The organism is Deinococcus sp. (assembly GCF_018260405.1).
GTDB lineage: Bacteria > Deinococcota > Deinococci > Deinococcales > Deinococcaceae > Deinococcus.
In genome coordinates, this window is record NZ_JAGLBG010000065.1 from 1 (window position 1) to 14,443 (window position 14,443).

14 protein-coding genes are annotated in these 14,443 nt (G+C 61.9%); 13 read left to right on the forward strand and 1 reads right to left on the reverse strand.

What is annotated here, in order from left to right; genetic code table 11:
• From QZ269_RS09025 to pckA, 13 genes are all read left to right on the forward strand, one after another.
• On the forward strand, positions 1-220 hold a 220-nt coding region (locus tag QZ269_RS09025), incomplete at its 5' end, for a helix-hairpin-helix domain-containing protein (protein WP_291426382.1).
• 250 nt (positions 221-470) lie between these two features.
• Positions 471-1,520, forward strand: a complete 1,050-nt coding sequence (locus QZ269_RS09030) for a Xaa-Pro peptidase family protein (RefSeq protein ID WP_291426383.1) — start codon at positions 471-473, stop codon at positions 1,518-1,520.
• 241 nt (positions 1,521-1,761) lie between these two features.
• Positions 1,762-2,223, forward strand: coding sequence for a YbjN domain-containing protein (locus QZ269_RS09035; RefSeq protein ID WP_291426384.1), 462 nt, complete (start codon positions 1,762-1,764; stop codon positions 2,221-2,223).
• A gap of 227 nt (positions 2,224-2,450) precedes the next feature.
• Positions 2,451-4,241: a long-chain fatty acid--CoA ligase gene (locus tag QZ269_RS09040; protein ID WP_291426385.1), complete on the forward strand. Its 1,791-nt coding sequence runs from the start codon at positions 2,451-2,453 to the stop codon at positions 4,239-4,241.
• A gap of 240 nt (positions 4,242-4,481) precedes the next feature.
• Positions 4,482-4,916 (forward strand): hypothetical protein, encoded by a 435-nt coding sequence (locus QZ269_RS09045; RefSeq protein WP_291426386.1) that lies wholly within the window; start codon positions 4,482-4,484, stop codon positions 4,914-4,916.
• A gap of 134 nt (positions 4,917-5,050) precedes the next feature.
• Positions 5,051-5,629, forward strand: coding sequence for an AAA family ATPase (locus tag QZ269_RS09050; RefSeq protein WP_291426387.1), 579 nt, complete (start codon positions 5,051-5,053; stop codon positions 5,627-5,629).
• Between the two features lie 82 nt (positions 5,630-5,711).
• Positions 5,712-6,095: a response regulator gene (locus QZ269_RS09055; protein WP_291426388.1), complete on the forward strand. Its 384-nt coding sequence runs from the start codon at positions 5,712-5,714 to the stop codon at positions 6,093-6,095.
• Positions 6,096-6,129: 34 nt separating this feature from the next.
• Positions 6,130-8,565 carry a transglycosylase domain-containing protein gene (locus QZ269_RS09060; RefSeq protein ID WP_291426389.1) on the forward strand — a complete coding sequence of 812 codons (2,436 nt, stop codon included), beginning with the start codon at positions 6,130-6,132 and terminating at the stop codon, positions 8,563-8,565.
• Between the two features lie 78 nt (positions 8,566-8,643).
• Entirely contained in the window at positions 8,644-9,027 is a 384-nt protein-coding gene (locus QZ269_RS09065; protein ID WP_291426390.1) for a penicillin-binding protein, read from the forward strand.
• Positions 9,028-9,080: 53 nt separating this feature from the next.
• The gene (locus tag QZ269_RS09070; protein WP_291426391.1) at positions 9,081-9,761 is read left to right on the forward strand and encodes a cytochrome c biogenesis CcdA family protein; all 681 of its coding nucleotides are present in this window, start codon (positions 9,081-9,083) and stop codon (positions 9,759-9,761) included.
• A 38-nt stretch (positions 9,762-9,799) separates the two neighbouring features.
• Positions 9,800-10,486, forward strand: a complete 687-nt coding sequence (gene ccmA / locus QZ269_RS09075) for a heme ABC exporter ATP-binding protein CcmA (RefSeq protein ID WP_291426392.1) — start codon at positions 9,800-9,802, stop codon at positions 10,484-10,486.
• 136 nt (positions 10,487-10,622) lie between these two features.
• Positions 10,623-11,324, forward strand: coding sequence for a heme exporter protein CcmB (locus tag QZ269_RS09080; RefSeq protein ID WP_291426393.1), 702 nt, complete (start codon positions 10,623-10,625; stop codon positions 11,322-11,324).
• A 381-nt stretch (positions 11,325-11,705) separates the two neighbouring features.
• A complete protein-coding gene (pckA, locus tag QZ269_RS09085) occupies positions 11,706-13,301 on the forward strand; it encodes a phosphoenolpyruvate carboxykinase (ATP) (protein WP_291426394.1) in 1,596 nt (531 codons plus the stop codon).
• Positions 13,302-13,508: 207 nt separating this feature from the next.
• On the opposite strand, the gene QZ269_RS09090 is transcribed toward pckA, so the two are convergent.
• Positions 13,509-14,443: helicase-related protein (locus QZ269_RS09090; protein WP_291426395.1), on the reverse strand; the 935-nt coding region annotated here is incomplete at its 5' end.

Here is a 14,443-nt window from a genome sequence, read left to right on the forward strand (position 1 = left end):
ATTGCGCGGCCAGGACATGCTCCGCAGCGTGTTCGACGATCTGCCGGGCATCGGGCAAAAGCGCAAGGACGCGCTGCTGGAACATTTCACTAGTCTCGAAGACCTCGCCGCTGCCCCGGTCGAGCAGATCGCCGCCGTGCCGGGAATGACCACGCGGGCCGCCCAGAGCGTCAAAACCTTTTTGCAAGAGCGCGAGGCGAACCGGCAGCCGGTAACGTAACCATGAGTAAAGCCCCTCCGAGCTAAAGGGCAGTGGGCGGGGGCACTTGCGTTAGCCCTCCTGAGAAAGTCAGACATTCCGGGCAAGCTCTAGAGGGACAGTGCAAAGTCACCTTATAGCCCCTGTGCGTAGCCCCCGCTGCTGCGAAAGCTCTGCAAGTTCCACAAGGGGCGGGGGTTAGCGTTCGTATGCGCACTTGTGGAGCTGCGCCGCACAGAAGCCAAAACGCCGATCTGCTACCCTGGCCGTTATGTCCAGATTAGATCAGCTGCGCCGGGCCATGACCCGCGCCGGAATTGACGCGCTATGGGTCAGCGACCCGGCCAACGTGCGGGCGCTTTCCGGCTTTACCAGTCCAGAAGACGGCAAGGTACTGGTAACCGCCGACGGAGCCACGCTGTATACCGACGCCCGCTACACCGTACAGGCCCAGCAAGAGTCGGGCCTGCCACAAGTCATTGCGCGGCCCCCCGAAACGTACAGCCACGCGGCGGGAACGCTGGGCAGCGGGCGCATCGGCTTTGAGGCCGACAGCCTGACGGTGGCCGGGTTGCAGGAGCTGCAAAAACACTGGTCTGCCGCCACGCTGGTGCCAGTGCATGGGCTGATTCAGGGTCTACGGGCCATCAAGAGTCAGGAGGAAATCGGGGCCATCCGCGCCGCGCAGAACCTCGCCGACCGGACTTTCGAGGAGGTGAGGCCCCTGATCCGCGCCGGAGTGCGGGAACTGGATGTGGCCCTGGAAATCGAAGTGCGTCTGCGCCGGGCCGGAGCCGAGGCCGCTTTTGAAACCATCGTCGCCAGTGGCGTGCGCGGCGCGATGCCGCACGGATCGGCCTCCGCCAAAGTGATCGAGGAGGGCGACCTCGTGACGGTGGATATGGGGGCGCGGCTGGCAGGCTACAACTCGGACATGACCCGCACGGTGGCCATCGGTACGCCTAGCGCCGAGATGAGGCGTGTGTACGACGCCGTACTGGAAGCTGAGGAAGCCGCAATCCGCGCAGTGCGGCCCGGCCTGCGGGCAGCGGAGCTGGACCAGGTCGCCCGTGACGTGCTGGCCGGACACGGCCTGGCCGAGGCGTTCGCGCACTCGCTGGGACACGGCGTGGGCCTGGAAGTTCACGAGGCTCCGGGTCTGCGCGGCGTCAGTGAGGACGTGTTGCAACCAGGCATGATCATCACCATCGAGCCGGGCGCCTACCTGCCGGGCATCGGTGGCGTGCGCATCGAAGACCTGCTGCTGGTCACTGAGGACGGCTATGAAATCCTCAGCCACGCCCCCAAAGAGCCAGTGTAAAAGCCACGGCCCTGGCCCTAGCCCTGCTGGCTCTACTGCTGGGAATACTTCTGCCCACGGCGGGGGCAACGCGGGCACACAGTGCTCTTTTGACCATCCTTTTGCCGGGTGCAACGAGTGAAAAAAAGAGCAGGACGTAGAATGAAAGGGGCGGCAGTGTTAGAATTGTTCGGGTCTTCATCACACCGCAACGCCACCCCGAGGGGACGTGACCGGTTCATCATTATCAGGAGGAAACAATATGGAAACTGCACTTTTAACGCTGGACACGCTCGCCAAGTACCTGAAAGACAAGGAAGTCCAGCTGGATCTGGAAGAAAACAACGGCCAGCGCTTTATTCGCATGGGCTGGCGCTTCGAGATGGGCGACGCCGCCGTGCTGGTGAGCGTCAACGACGGGCCGAACAACACTAGCCGCCTGGAAGTCACCTGCGTGACCCAGAAGACCTACCTTGATCGCCGCAATGAAGTCGCCATGCTGCTCAACGACCGCAACCGCGAACGCGCCTTTGCCCGCAGCATCGACGCCGAGGGCAACGTCTGGCTGGAATACGTAGGCTTTTACCCTACCCTGGCCGAAATGCCCCAGGAAACCTTCGACACGCTGTTCGGCGGCGTGCTGATGCACTTCCAAGATGACTACGCCACGCTCGAAGGCTTCGTGCCTGCCAGCGGCCCCCAGCTTCAGCAGCCCCAGGCTTAAGGGAACGGGCGGACTCGGTTCCGCCTCTTCTTTAGCCACTTAAGTGAATTATTTCACAATAAAACTAGTTCGTGAAATTTCTGTTGCTTAGGTGTTGTACCGAGGCAGTGGCAGGCCTAGGTGCCCGACCGGAAGATGACGGGGCCGTCTCCTGTTTATACTGAGTGCAATTTCAACATGAATCGGTGGCCAGTCGTGGCCCCTACCAGACCGATTTAAAGGAGTTTATGACGTCAGCTAACCTGCCCACCACCCCTGGTCACCTGCCCCGCCCGTGGACCGAGCACTACGAACAGACAGTGCCACAGGACTATATTCCGACCAACCGGACGCTTGTTCAGATGCTTCAGGACTCTGTCACGCGTTATCCGCGCCACACCGCCATGACCTTTATAGGCGGCGAAACGTCGTATCAGACCCTGCAAAACGACTCGCTGCGCCTGGCGGCGGCCCTTCAGAAAATGGGCGTGAAACCAGGTGACCGCGTTTCGGTCATGCTGCCCAACTGCCCGCAGTTCGTAACCTCATTTTTCGGCATCCTGAATGCCGGGGCACTGGTCGTCAACACCAGCCCGCTGTATACCGCGCACGAGCTGGAGCATCAGCTGATCAACTCCCAGAGCGAAACGCTGATCATTCTCGACACGTTCTACCCGCGCTACCTGGAAATCAAGGACCGTGTGCCGGTCAAGCGCGTGCTGGTCACTGGAATTCAAGACGCGCTGCCTTTTCCCAAGAATGTGCTGTACCCGGTCAAGGCCCGCAAAGACGGCACCTGGGTCAAGGTGGACTACACTGACCGCGTGCTGCCCTACAAGGCGGTCATCAAGTCGCAGACGCCTTTTCCGCGCTCAGTTGAACTGCACCCCGACGACGTCGCCATGCTTCAGTACACCGGAGGAACGACCGGCGTGCCCAAAGGCGCGATGCTGACGCATAAAAACCTGGTCTCTAACTGCGAACAGGCCCGCATCTGGATGAGCGACGTGCGCCAGGGCGAAGAAAAAACGATGGCCGCCATTCCTTTTTTCCACGTCTACGGCATGACCGTCGCCATGAATATTAGCATCCTGATCGGGGCCAATATGATCTTGGTGCCCGATGCCCGCGACCTAAAAATGGTGCTGGAAGAAATTCAGAAGTACAAAGTCACCCTGTTTCCCGGCGTGCCGACCCTGTACAACGCGATCAACAACAGCGACCTGACCCCGAATTACGACCTCAGCAGCATTCGCGCCTGTCTCAGCGGCAGCGCGTCCCTGATGCTAGAAACCGCCAACAAGTTCAAGTGGATTACCAAAGGGGCCAATCTGGTCGAAGGCTACGGCCTGACCGAGACCAGCCCGATCACCCATGTCAACCCGATCTTCGGTGAGCAGCAGGAGGGCAGCATCGGGCTTCCGCTGCCGGGCGTGGACGCGGTTATCATGCAAGACGACCAGACTCAGGCGGCCCAGGGCGAACCCGGCGAACTGTGGGTCAGCGGCCCTATGGTCATGAAAGGCTACTGGCAAAGCCCCGAGGAGACGGCCAAAGTACTGACCGAGGCTTTCGGACAGCTGTGGCTCAAGACTGGCGACATCGCCACGGTGGACGAACGCGGCTTTTTCCGGATCGTGGACCGCAAGAAAGACCTCATCATCAGCGGCGGGCACAATATCTATCCGCGTGAAGTCGAGGAAGTGCTGATGAAACACCCGGCGGTGCTCGAAGCCGCCGCCGTCGGTGTGCCCGATCTGTACCGGGGCGAAAGCGTTCATGCTGTGGTGGTTCTTAAACCCGGCCAGAGCGTGACCGAGAAGGACATCCGCGACTTTTGCCGCACGGAACTGAGTCCGTATAAAGTGCCGCGCACCGTGGAATTCCGGGACGTGCTGCCTAAAACAGCCGTTTTGAAAATTCTGCGCCGTCAACTGGCCCAAGAAGCCAGTGAAAGATTTGCCGCGGCCCACGCCGAAGCGCTCGCCAAAGAGACCCTGGCCGGGCCACCTGCCGTGGGCGAAACGCCAAGCGCCTGAAGAAAGAGCATTTTGCAAAAAGATGGTGCTCTTTTTATCATCTTTTTGCCGAGTGGAACGAGTGAAAAAGAAAGAGCAGGACGTAGAACGATGGGGGCGGCGGTGTTTTTCCGACGTCCCCATGATTCGGAGAACTGCTCTAAGGGGCGTAGACTGCACGCCCGCTGCCCAGCTCACAAGTCACAGAGACTGGCGCCAGAAGTTGATGCGCTCAAGGGAATGCCGCGCTACCCTGAAGCCATGACCAATGGCCCCACGCCCACGCCTCCGCCACGCAACGAGGCAGAACACGCCCGTAAGCTGGCCCTGGCGATCCTGAGTACCCTGGAAAAGAAAGGGCTGCTGACCGAGCTTGACGTCGATACGATTTTGCACGCGGCTTACCGCTCGGCCAGTGCTGCTCCACAGGTTCCTGAAACCCCACAACCCGACCCCTCACAACCTGCCACTTCAGCACCTGCTAATCCGGCACCTCCGCCTGGCCCGGCAGCCCTAGGCACGCGCTGGGTTCAGGCTTCAGTTACGGACACCGCAGGAAGTGTGACTCCAGACCGTACAAGCGTTGACCACACGGTCGCCGCGCCAGCCCCTGCTGAACCAGCCGCCCAGGCCGCAGCACCACAGGCTGAGAAACCGAGTCTCAAACCTATGGTGATCGACTTTACGCTGGACTGAAACGCCGCAAAGCTTGCACGTCCCCCCTGGTAGGCGGGGACGTTTTTTGTGTCGCTGCGGCTCGGGCCACCGAAATGACCCGCTGGCGCTTCCCCGTGCCAATTTAGAAAGGGTTCGTTCTTTAAACTGCTGATATGCGTACCCCTATCATCTGGATTAATGGCCCTTTTGGCATCGCCAAAGCGACCGTTGCACGTGCCCTGAACGAACGCCTTCCTGGCAGCTTTCTATTCGACCCCGAAGAAATGGGCACGGCCCTCAAGAAACTGACCCCCAAATTCACTGGCTCGTCACAGGAACACCCGATGTGGATTCCGCTGATGCTCGACGCCCTGCAATACGCTTCTAAGGAAGCCGACGGCCCCCTGATCGTTCCGGTGACCATTGCCGACGTGGCCCGGCACCGCCGCCTCATGAGCGGCCTGAAAGACCGAGGCATGACCGTGCACCACTTCACGCTGCTGCCCCCCTCGGAAGTCGTGCAGGCCGGGCTGCGTAAACAGAGCGACGCCAACATGACGTCGTGGGACCACAGCGAGGTTGAGCAGCGGATGGCCGACTTTCACAGCGAGCAGTTCGCCACCCACATCAGCACGGGCGACCAGCAGCCGCATACCATTGCCGAGCAGATTGGGCAGCACGTGGGCCTGAACCTGCGCCCACCACCCAGCGACCCCCTGCGCTGGCTCAAGGCGCTCGGGGGCCGCCGCTAAAGCACACGGGGAGGGTGGGCAACGCCGGACTGTCACCGGAAACCCATCCATTTTTCGCCTCCTGCCTTATGATCTTTAGTATATGGCGTATACGATCCTCGTCGCTGATGATGAACCGGCGATCCGCACCATGCTGGAAGTCATTCTGTCGGCAGATGGACATGAGATCATCACCGTGCAAGATGGCCGCTCGGCGCTGGAATACCTCCAGTCTCACACGCCCGACGCGATGCTGCTTGATGTCAAGATGCCTTTCATGTCGGGCTTCGAAATCTGTTCACGGGTCAAGCGAATCAAGCGGCTGCGCCACACTCCGGTGCTGCTGCTTACCGCCCTCGACGACGACCAGACGCGTGACCAGGCCAAGATGGTCAATGCCGACGACCTGGTGCATAAACCCGTTTCGGGCAAGCAACTGCGCAGCCGGGTCGTGCAACTGATCCAGTCACACCAGGGAAACTTATGAGGCTTACCGTCTCCGGGGGCCAGGGAGCACGGCAGTGACCTGGTTCGTGCGTTTCCTTAAATTTCTCAGTTCGCTGGTCATCGCGGCGCTGATCGCCGGGGCGGGCATCGCCGCCACCTACACGACCAAGTGGGCGCGTGAACTGCCCGACTACCGCCAGCTCGACACCCTGTCGCGCAATCTGGGCGCGGAGACCAAGGTTTTTGCCCGCGACAACACCTTTTTGGGTAGCCTGATTCCCAAGATCGGGGAGATGAACATCAGCCGCACCATCGTGTCGCTTGACGAGATCAGCCCGTTTATGGTTGGTTCGCTGATCAGCAACGAAGACCGGCATTTTTTCGAGCACTACGGCCTCGATCCTAACGGCATCGCCCGGCAGTTTCAGCGTCTCGCTAAGGGCGAGGACGTGCAGGGCGGCTCGACGCTGACCAACCAGCTTGTCAAGAACACCCTGCTGCTGGGCGAGTACAAGATGGCCCGCACGCCCGACCGAAAGTTCAAGGAATGGATGCTGAGCATGCAGGTCGAGCGCAGCTTTACCAAAGACGAGATTCTTCAAGACTACCTGAACGCGATCTACTGGGGCGACGGCGGCCCGGTCGAGCTGTACGGCGTATATTCGGCGGCGCAGGCCTACTTCAAGACCACACCCAAGAGGCTGACGCTGGCCCAGAGTGTCTACCTGACCACGCTGATTCCGAGTGCGAGGCGCTATTTCGACTACAAAAGAGTGCGTCCGATGATGAAAGCGGTGCTTAACCACATGGTTGAGGACAAGTGGATCACCCAGGCGCAGGCCGACGCCGCGTGGCGTGAAAAACTGCAACCGGCGGGCTGGCAGGTCACTTACGGCGCGCACGGCAAGGTGCTAAGCGCCAAACTGGTCAACCCGAAAGGCAAGGAACTCAAGGCCGTGACGACCAACCGCGCCCCACACTTTATGGGACAGGTCGAGTCGGAACTGGTCAAGCGTTTTGGCCGCGACAAGGTGTACGGCTCGGGCGGTCTGCGGGTGTACACCACGCTTTCGCCCAAGGTGCAAAACGCTGTGGAAACGGCCAGCCGCGAGGCCTATTACGGCTACATGACCAGCCAGGGTCAGGCGCTGCCGCCGGGCACCACCATGGCAGCGGTGATGCTCGACCCGTACACCGCCGAGGTGCTGGGCATGGTCGGGCAGAAGCTGCGCGGCAACGATCCGCCCTCCGACTGGAACAATGCGGCGCAGGGTCAGCGGCAGGTTGGTTCGACCATCAAACCGCTGCTGTACACCACTGCCCTGGAAAACGGCGCGACCCAGCTCACGCGCGAGTACGACGGCCCGATCCGCATCTGGGATAGGGGTTCACAAAAGTACTACGAGCCGCAGGATTACGAAGGCAAGATGAGCTACCGCAACATGACGATCCGCGAGGGCCTCGACAAGTCGCTGAACCTCGTAGCGATCCGGGTAGCGCAGTTCGTCGGACTGGAAAAGTTCTTTGCCAAGCTCAAGCTACTTGATATTCCGCCCAATGACGGCACCAGCTACGCGGCGGCGCTGGGCGCGGTCGAGACCACTCCGGTCAAGCTGGCCGCCGCCTACGCGCCCTTTGCCAACGGGGGGCTGTACCGCCCGCCCCGTTACATCACGCGGGTAACCGACGCCCGTGGACAGGTGCTGTACGACGCCGCCAACGAGACCAAGTTGCCGACCCGTGTCTGGAGTCCGCAGGTCGCGTACCTGGGCCTGGACATGATTCGCGGCGTGGTCAACGACCTCGACGATACCCAGGGGGGACTAGCGAGCCGTGCCAAGTTCGGTGAGTGGCCGATCGGTGGTAAAACCGGCACCACTAACGGCGTTACCAACGGCAACAAGGACTTCTGGATGGTCGCCACCACGCCGATCTATACCGGGGCCGTATGGGTGGGCAAGCAGCAGGGCGGCGAAATGTCGAGCCGCTACTACTCGGGCTGGGTCAACGGCCCGATCATGCGCCGGATGATGGAAGTGGCCCACGCCGGAATCGCCCCCACCAAATTTGCCGAGCCTGCCGGGATTTACTACGTGCCTGCCGGGGAAGCGTCACTGCCGAACGTGACGGTGGCGATGGTAGACCGCAGCTTCCTGGCGCACAACAGCACCCAGGATATCAGTAGCGAACTGCCCCAGAAGCCGCAATACCGCGAAACCCCCTTTGAGGCCTCGACCTCGAACGACCCGGATACGGTTGTGGTCAGCCTTGACCGCACGACCGGCAAGATCGCCACCGAATTCACTCCGCCTAGCGACATCGTGCGGCGGCGCGTGAGCATCGAGGAACTGCCCGGTTACGCGCCCGACCAGAACCCGGCTCCGCTGAAAAACGAACAGGCCGACCCCTCGGCGGTCAAGCTGGTTCGTTCTCAGGCCGCAACGCCCGCCCCAACCGCCGCACCCTCGGCTGACCCGGCCAGCAGCGATCATCCACCCCAGCAGCCCTAAAGGCGACCCCCGACCAGACTGCCGCCGTCTCACGCGGCAGTCATCTTTTTGCGTGGTTTAGGCTGGCATAGTGCAGGCATGACCCGTAAAGGTGCGCCCCTGCTTTCCCTGCTGCTGCTGCTGGGTATCTCGGATGCCGGTGGACTGGTTCGGCTGGGAGAGCCGCTGCCCGCGCACCCCTGGCAAGATGAGGACCGGGAAGTGGTGGTGGTGTACTCGCATGACTGCGGCGATCTGGGCGGGCTGTGGCAGGCTGTGATGCAAGCAGGCCTGCCGGTACGGGCCGTGAACGCCGAGGACATTCCCACGGCAGCCCCGAAAGGCGTGACACCGTGGCGCGGTAAGGAAGCCACGCACTTTGCCCGGCAACTTAAGGTCAGCGCGTACCCCACGGTGCTGCTGGTGCAGGGTGGCCGGATTCTGAATGCCTGGGAGGGCGATTTCACCGGGCACCTGGACTAGCCAGCCGGGAGGCGGGACAGCTTGCCTACGCTCAGGCGTTATGCTCGGCAGCGATGAGTGCTTCTGCTGCCCCGACACTGACGGTGGCGTTTATTGCGGGTCTGCTGTCTTTCCTCAGTCCCTGTGTGCTGCCGCTGGTGCCCAGTTACCTGGGCGTGATCGGCGGAGCCAAAGCCCCGATGAGCCGCGCCCTAGGCTTTATCCTGGGGTTCGGACTGGTGTTCGTGGCGCTGGGCGCGACTGCCAGTACCCTGGGAGCGGTGCTGGCCCCACACAAGTTTCTGCTGGGGCAACTCGCCGCCGCGCTGATCATCTTTTTTGGACTGGTGATGCTGGAAGTTATTCGGCTGCCTTTTCTGATGCGCGACACCCGGCAACTGGCTGACGCAGGCGGTTACGGGCCGGTTGCCCTGGGCGCGGCGTTCGCGTTCGGCTGGAGCCCGTGCCTGGGGCCTGCGCTGGGCAGCATTCTGGGCCTGGCCGCCAGCAGCGCCAGCCTGGGCAGCGGGGTCAGTCTGCTGGCCGCGTACACCGTGGGTCTCGCCGTGCCGTTTTTGCTGGCGGCCCTGCTCTGGGACCGACTAAATCTGCGCCGACTGAACAAATATTCGGGCATCTTCGAGAAGGTGGGCGGCGCGGTGCTGGTGGTGGTCGGCGTAATGATGCTGACCGGGCAGTTTACGCGTCTGGCAAGCTTTTTTTATCAGGTGATGCCCCAGTGGCTCAGGATTTAGGGGTGGCTCAGGGTTTTGGGATGGCCCAGGATTTAGGGATGACTCGGAGTGCAGGTGGGCAGTGGAAAGTGGAAAGTGAAGAAAGCACCCAGCCGCACGCCCTGCAACTCCGAGGCGTCTGGCTGCGCCTGGGCCGCGAAGTCATCTTGCGGGGCGTTGATCTGGACATTCCTACTGGGCAGGGGGTCACTCTGCTGGGCGAAAACGGCGTCGGCAAGACCACCCTGCTGCGGCTGCTGGCCTCGGCGCTGCGCCCGACACGCGGCGAGGGCCGGGTTATGGGCTTCGATATGAAAGACTCGCGGGCGGTGCGGGACTGCGTTCACCTGATGCCCGTAGATGCGGGGCTGTATCCCGACCTGACCTGTGAAGAAAATCTGGCGTTCGCTCTGAAGATGCACGGGCAACAAGCCAATATCACAGCCGCCCTCAAACGGGTCGGACTAGAAGCCGCCGCCGGGCGCCGTGTGCGTCACCTGTCGGCGGGGATGCGCAAACGGCTGGCCCTGTGCCGCGCCTGGCTGCTGTCGCGTCCGCTGACGCTGGTGGACGAACCCTTTGCCAACCTGGATGACGCGGGCCGCGCACTGGTGCTGGAACTGCTGGGCGAGGTGCGCGGGCACGGCAACACCCTGGTGGTCGCTGCCCATGAACCCGAACTGGCCCGGCGGCTGGCTCCCAGAACATTGCGGCTGGCGGCGGGAAAGCTGGAGGAAGCACTGTGAGTCGTAGGTGCCTAGGAGTGAGTGGAGAACACCCAGGGCGGATGCTCTGCCCCCCCCCCAGCCCCCGCGTACCGCGCACCTCGCACCGCTGCCCATCGCTTTGCACTTTTCACTTCTCAATCTCGACCTTCCGGTTATGACTACCGCCCTCCACAACGCCATTCAAATTGCTCTCAAAGACCTGCTGGTTGCCGGGCGCACCCGTGACACCCTGATGGCAACCGCGTTTTTCGCCGGGTTGGTGCTGCTGGTGCTGGGGCTGGCGCTGGGCGGCAACAACGGACGCTCGGCCGAGCAACTGGCTGCCGTCTCGGCGGGGGCGGTCTGGACAGCGCTAGCCCTGGCCGCGGCGGTGGGGGCACAGCGGGCCTTCGCGCAAGAATCCGAAGCGGGAGCGCTGGAACAGCTCACACTGTATCCGGGGCCACACGGGGCCATTTACCTCGGCAAGTTGCTGGGGGTGCTGGGGCCGCTGCTGCTGGTGGCAGCGGGGGTGCTGCCAATAGGCCTGATTCTGTTCGGGGCGGCGGGGGCCGGGCGCAGCGTGCCCTGGCTGTGGCTGACGCTGACCACGCTGCTGGGGGTACTGGGCTTCGCGGCAGGCACCACGTTTTACGGAAGCATCACGGTCAATCTGCGGGCGCGTGAGGCGCTGCTTCCGGCGCTGGCCTTTCCGATTCTGGTTCCGGTGGTCATCGCCTCGGTGCGGGCCACCACGCTGCTGCTGCAAGGCGGCTGGTCTGGGGATGTAGCGACCTGGCTGGGCTTTTTGCTGGCTTTTGATGTCGGCACAGTAATTCTGGCGACCCTACTGTTTCCCTATGCACTCGAGAGCTGAGCCTGAAAACCGGTGTCAAACTAGCTTTTGGCTACAATCACGCGGGTCGGGGAAAAGCGCCCAAACGTGCTCTACGCCGCAGCTTTGCAAGTCTGCTCGGGGGCGATGATGCAATTATCACCCGGCAGGCCCCTTCATGGATGCCGCTTTGCCCAAGAGCACACCGCCTGCACTCCCAGACCGCGCAACCTATATTTTTTCCCTCTTGCCTCTGCTCAGATTGAGTCTGAAGTAACCAGATTCAATCGGCAGTCCGCATTAGTGTAGCGGTGTTTCCTGAGTAGTAACGATCTGGAGCCGAGTTCCGGTTGATTTGGAAGTGCTTCAACAGGCAAGCTAGGGAAGCAAACCTTTCTCAAGTAACTCCCGGAGGACTACCAGATGACTGCTTCCCAACAAGATTTCGATCTCGGCCATGGCCTGAGCATCCAGAATGCCCAGATTCACCTCAATCCCGGCGTAGATGAGCTGTACGCCGACGCGATCCGGCTCGGAGAAGGGGTCAAGGCCGCCACCGGCCCACTGACCGTGCGAACCAACAAAACGGGCCGCAGCCCTAAGGACCGGTTTATCGTCGAGGATGACGACACCAGAGCTCACGTGTGGTGGGAAGGCTTTAATCAGCCGATTGCCGCGCAGGTATTCGATGACTTGCTAAGCAAGATGCTGGAGTACGCCGCAGGCAAGGAACTGTTCGTGCAGCAGGTCTTCGCGGGCACCGATCCTCATTACCGCATTGCCTGCCAGATGATTACCGAGATGGCCTATCACTCGCTGTTCATCCACAACATGTTCGTGCGGCCCAGCGCCGAAGAGCTGCAAAACTTTCAGACTGACTGGACCGTGCTGAACATTCCCAGCTTCAAGGCCGACCCCAAAGTAGACGGCACGCGCTCGGAAACCTTCGTGCTGGTCAATTTCAGCAAGAAGATGATTATTGCGGGCGGCACCCAGTACGCAGGCGAGAACAAAAAGGGCATCTTTAGTGTGCTGAATTATCTGCTGCCTGCTCAGGGCGTCATGCCGATGCACTGCTCGGCCAACGTGGGCGAGGACGGCGACACTGCGCTGTTTTTCGGGCTGTCAGGCACGGGTAAGACCACCCTGTCGGCGGACCCGACCCGCAAACTGATCGGCGACGACGAACACGGCTGGACCGACAGCGGCGTCTTCAATTTCGAGGGCGGCTGCTACGCCAAGGTCATTAACCTGAACGCGGAAGCCGAGCCGATTATCTTTCAGACCACCCGAACCTACGGCACCGTGCTGGAAAACGTGGTGCTTGACCAGAGCGGCGTCCCCGACCTGAACGACGGCTCACTGACCGAGAACACCCGCAGCGCCTATCCTATCGAGCAGATTCCAAACCGTCAGCCCGGCAGCATCGGCGGCATTCCCAAGAACATCATCTTCCTAACTGCTGACGCGTTCGGGGTGCTGCCCCCGCTCTCGCGCCTGAGCCCCGAGCAGACCATGTATCAGTTCATTTCAGGCTTTACCGCCAAGATTCCCGGCACCGAAGAAGGCGTCAAGGAACCCAGCCCCACCTTCAGCACCTGCTTCGGTGCACCGTTCATGCCGCGCCACCCCGGTGAATACGCCAAGCTGCTGGCCAAAAAGGTGCAGGAAAGCGGCGCACAGGTTTGGCTGGTCAACACCGGCTGGACCGGCGGCAAGTTCGGCGAAGGCCACCGCATGAGCATCAAGCACACCCGCGCCCTGATCAACGCGGCGCTGAGCGGACAACTCGACGGGGCCAACTTCGAGAAAGACCCCTTTTTCAACCTTGAAATTCCGACCGAGGTTCCGGGCGTGCCCGCCGAGGTCCTCAATCCGCGTGACGCCTGGACAGACAAAGGGGCCTACGACGAAACGGCCCGCAAGTTGGCCCGCATGTTCCGCGAAAACTTCAAGCGTTTCGAGAGCGGCGTGGATCAGGCCGTAACCGAGTCGATGCCCGACCCCGACCGGAAATAAGCCAGAGCTAACCCAGTAGTGCTGTAGAGGCGTGGCGGAAGAGAGGGTTCCGCTGCGCCTCTAAACTTTTTCAGGATAACGGTCTAACGGGGCTGATAAAACCGCGAAATCCGTACCTTTCTCGCCTCCGCCCGGCAGCTCTTTAACAAGAACCGGGCCGACCTCAGTGGCCGACCCGGTTAGTCCCGGTTAGTACAGAGGCGCTACTCAGCCGCGAAATTCACGGTCGCTAAAGTCTTCGCGCAGTGGGCGTGCGCCCTGGTTCTGGTCGCGGTCACGGCTCCAGCGGCCCTGGCCTCCGCCGCCCTGATTGCCGCCACCGCTACGGCCACCACCACGGCTGCCACCGCCCTGACTGCCGCTACCGCTGCGTCCGCCGCCACGGTAGCCACCTTCATCGCGGCTGCCACGGTTTCCACCCTGGTAACCACTGCTTTCACGGCGCTCACGGGTGGGCTGCTCGAACAGTTCCGGGAGTTCCTGCGCGACTTCGACCTGAATGTCGCCTTCAAGGGGATTGGACTGCATCAGCTTCTCGACGTACTCGCTGGGCACGTCGGCCACGGTTCCGCCGCGCCACTGGCGCACTTTGCCCAGGCGGCGGGTATCGAGGTCACTGGCGCGGGCCAGCAGCGCCACGGTGCGCGGCACGCTGAGGCGTTCGCCGTGCAGGATCAGGGTGGTCAGACCCTCCTCACCGCTTAGCAGGCTGGCCGCCTTGACAGGCTCAGTGACGCCGCTGATCTTGGCAAGGGCGCGGGCCAGAGCTTCAAGACCCAGTTCGCTGAACAGCTTCTCGGCTTCGGCCTGGAAACCTTGAGCAGCTTCAGCTTCAACCTTGCGAACCATATCGGCGCTGGCACGGGCACTAGCCGCAGCGACTTCCTTGGGCGTCGGCAGGGTACGTTCCTTGAACTTCACGCCGGTGATGCGTTCCAGACCGGCCATTTCGCGGTTGTCGCGCTCGCCGTACATGATGATCGCGGTGCCGGTGCGTCCGGCGCGGCCAGTACGGCCCGAACGGTGCACATAGCTCTCGGGGTCCTGCGGCAGGTGAAACTGCACCACGAGATCGACTTCGGGAATGTCCAGACCACGCGCGGCCACGTCGGTGGCGACCAAGACATTGGCGCGGCCACTGC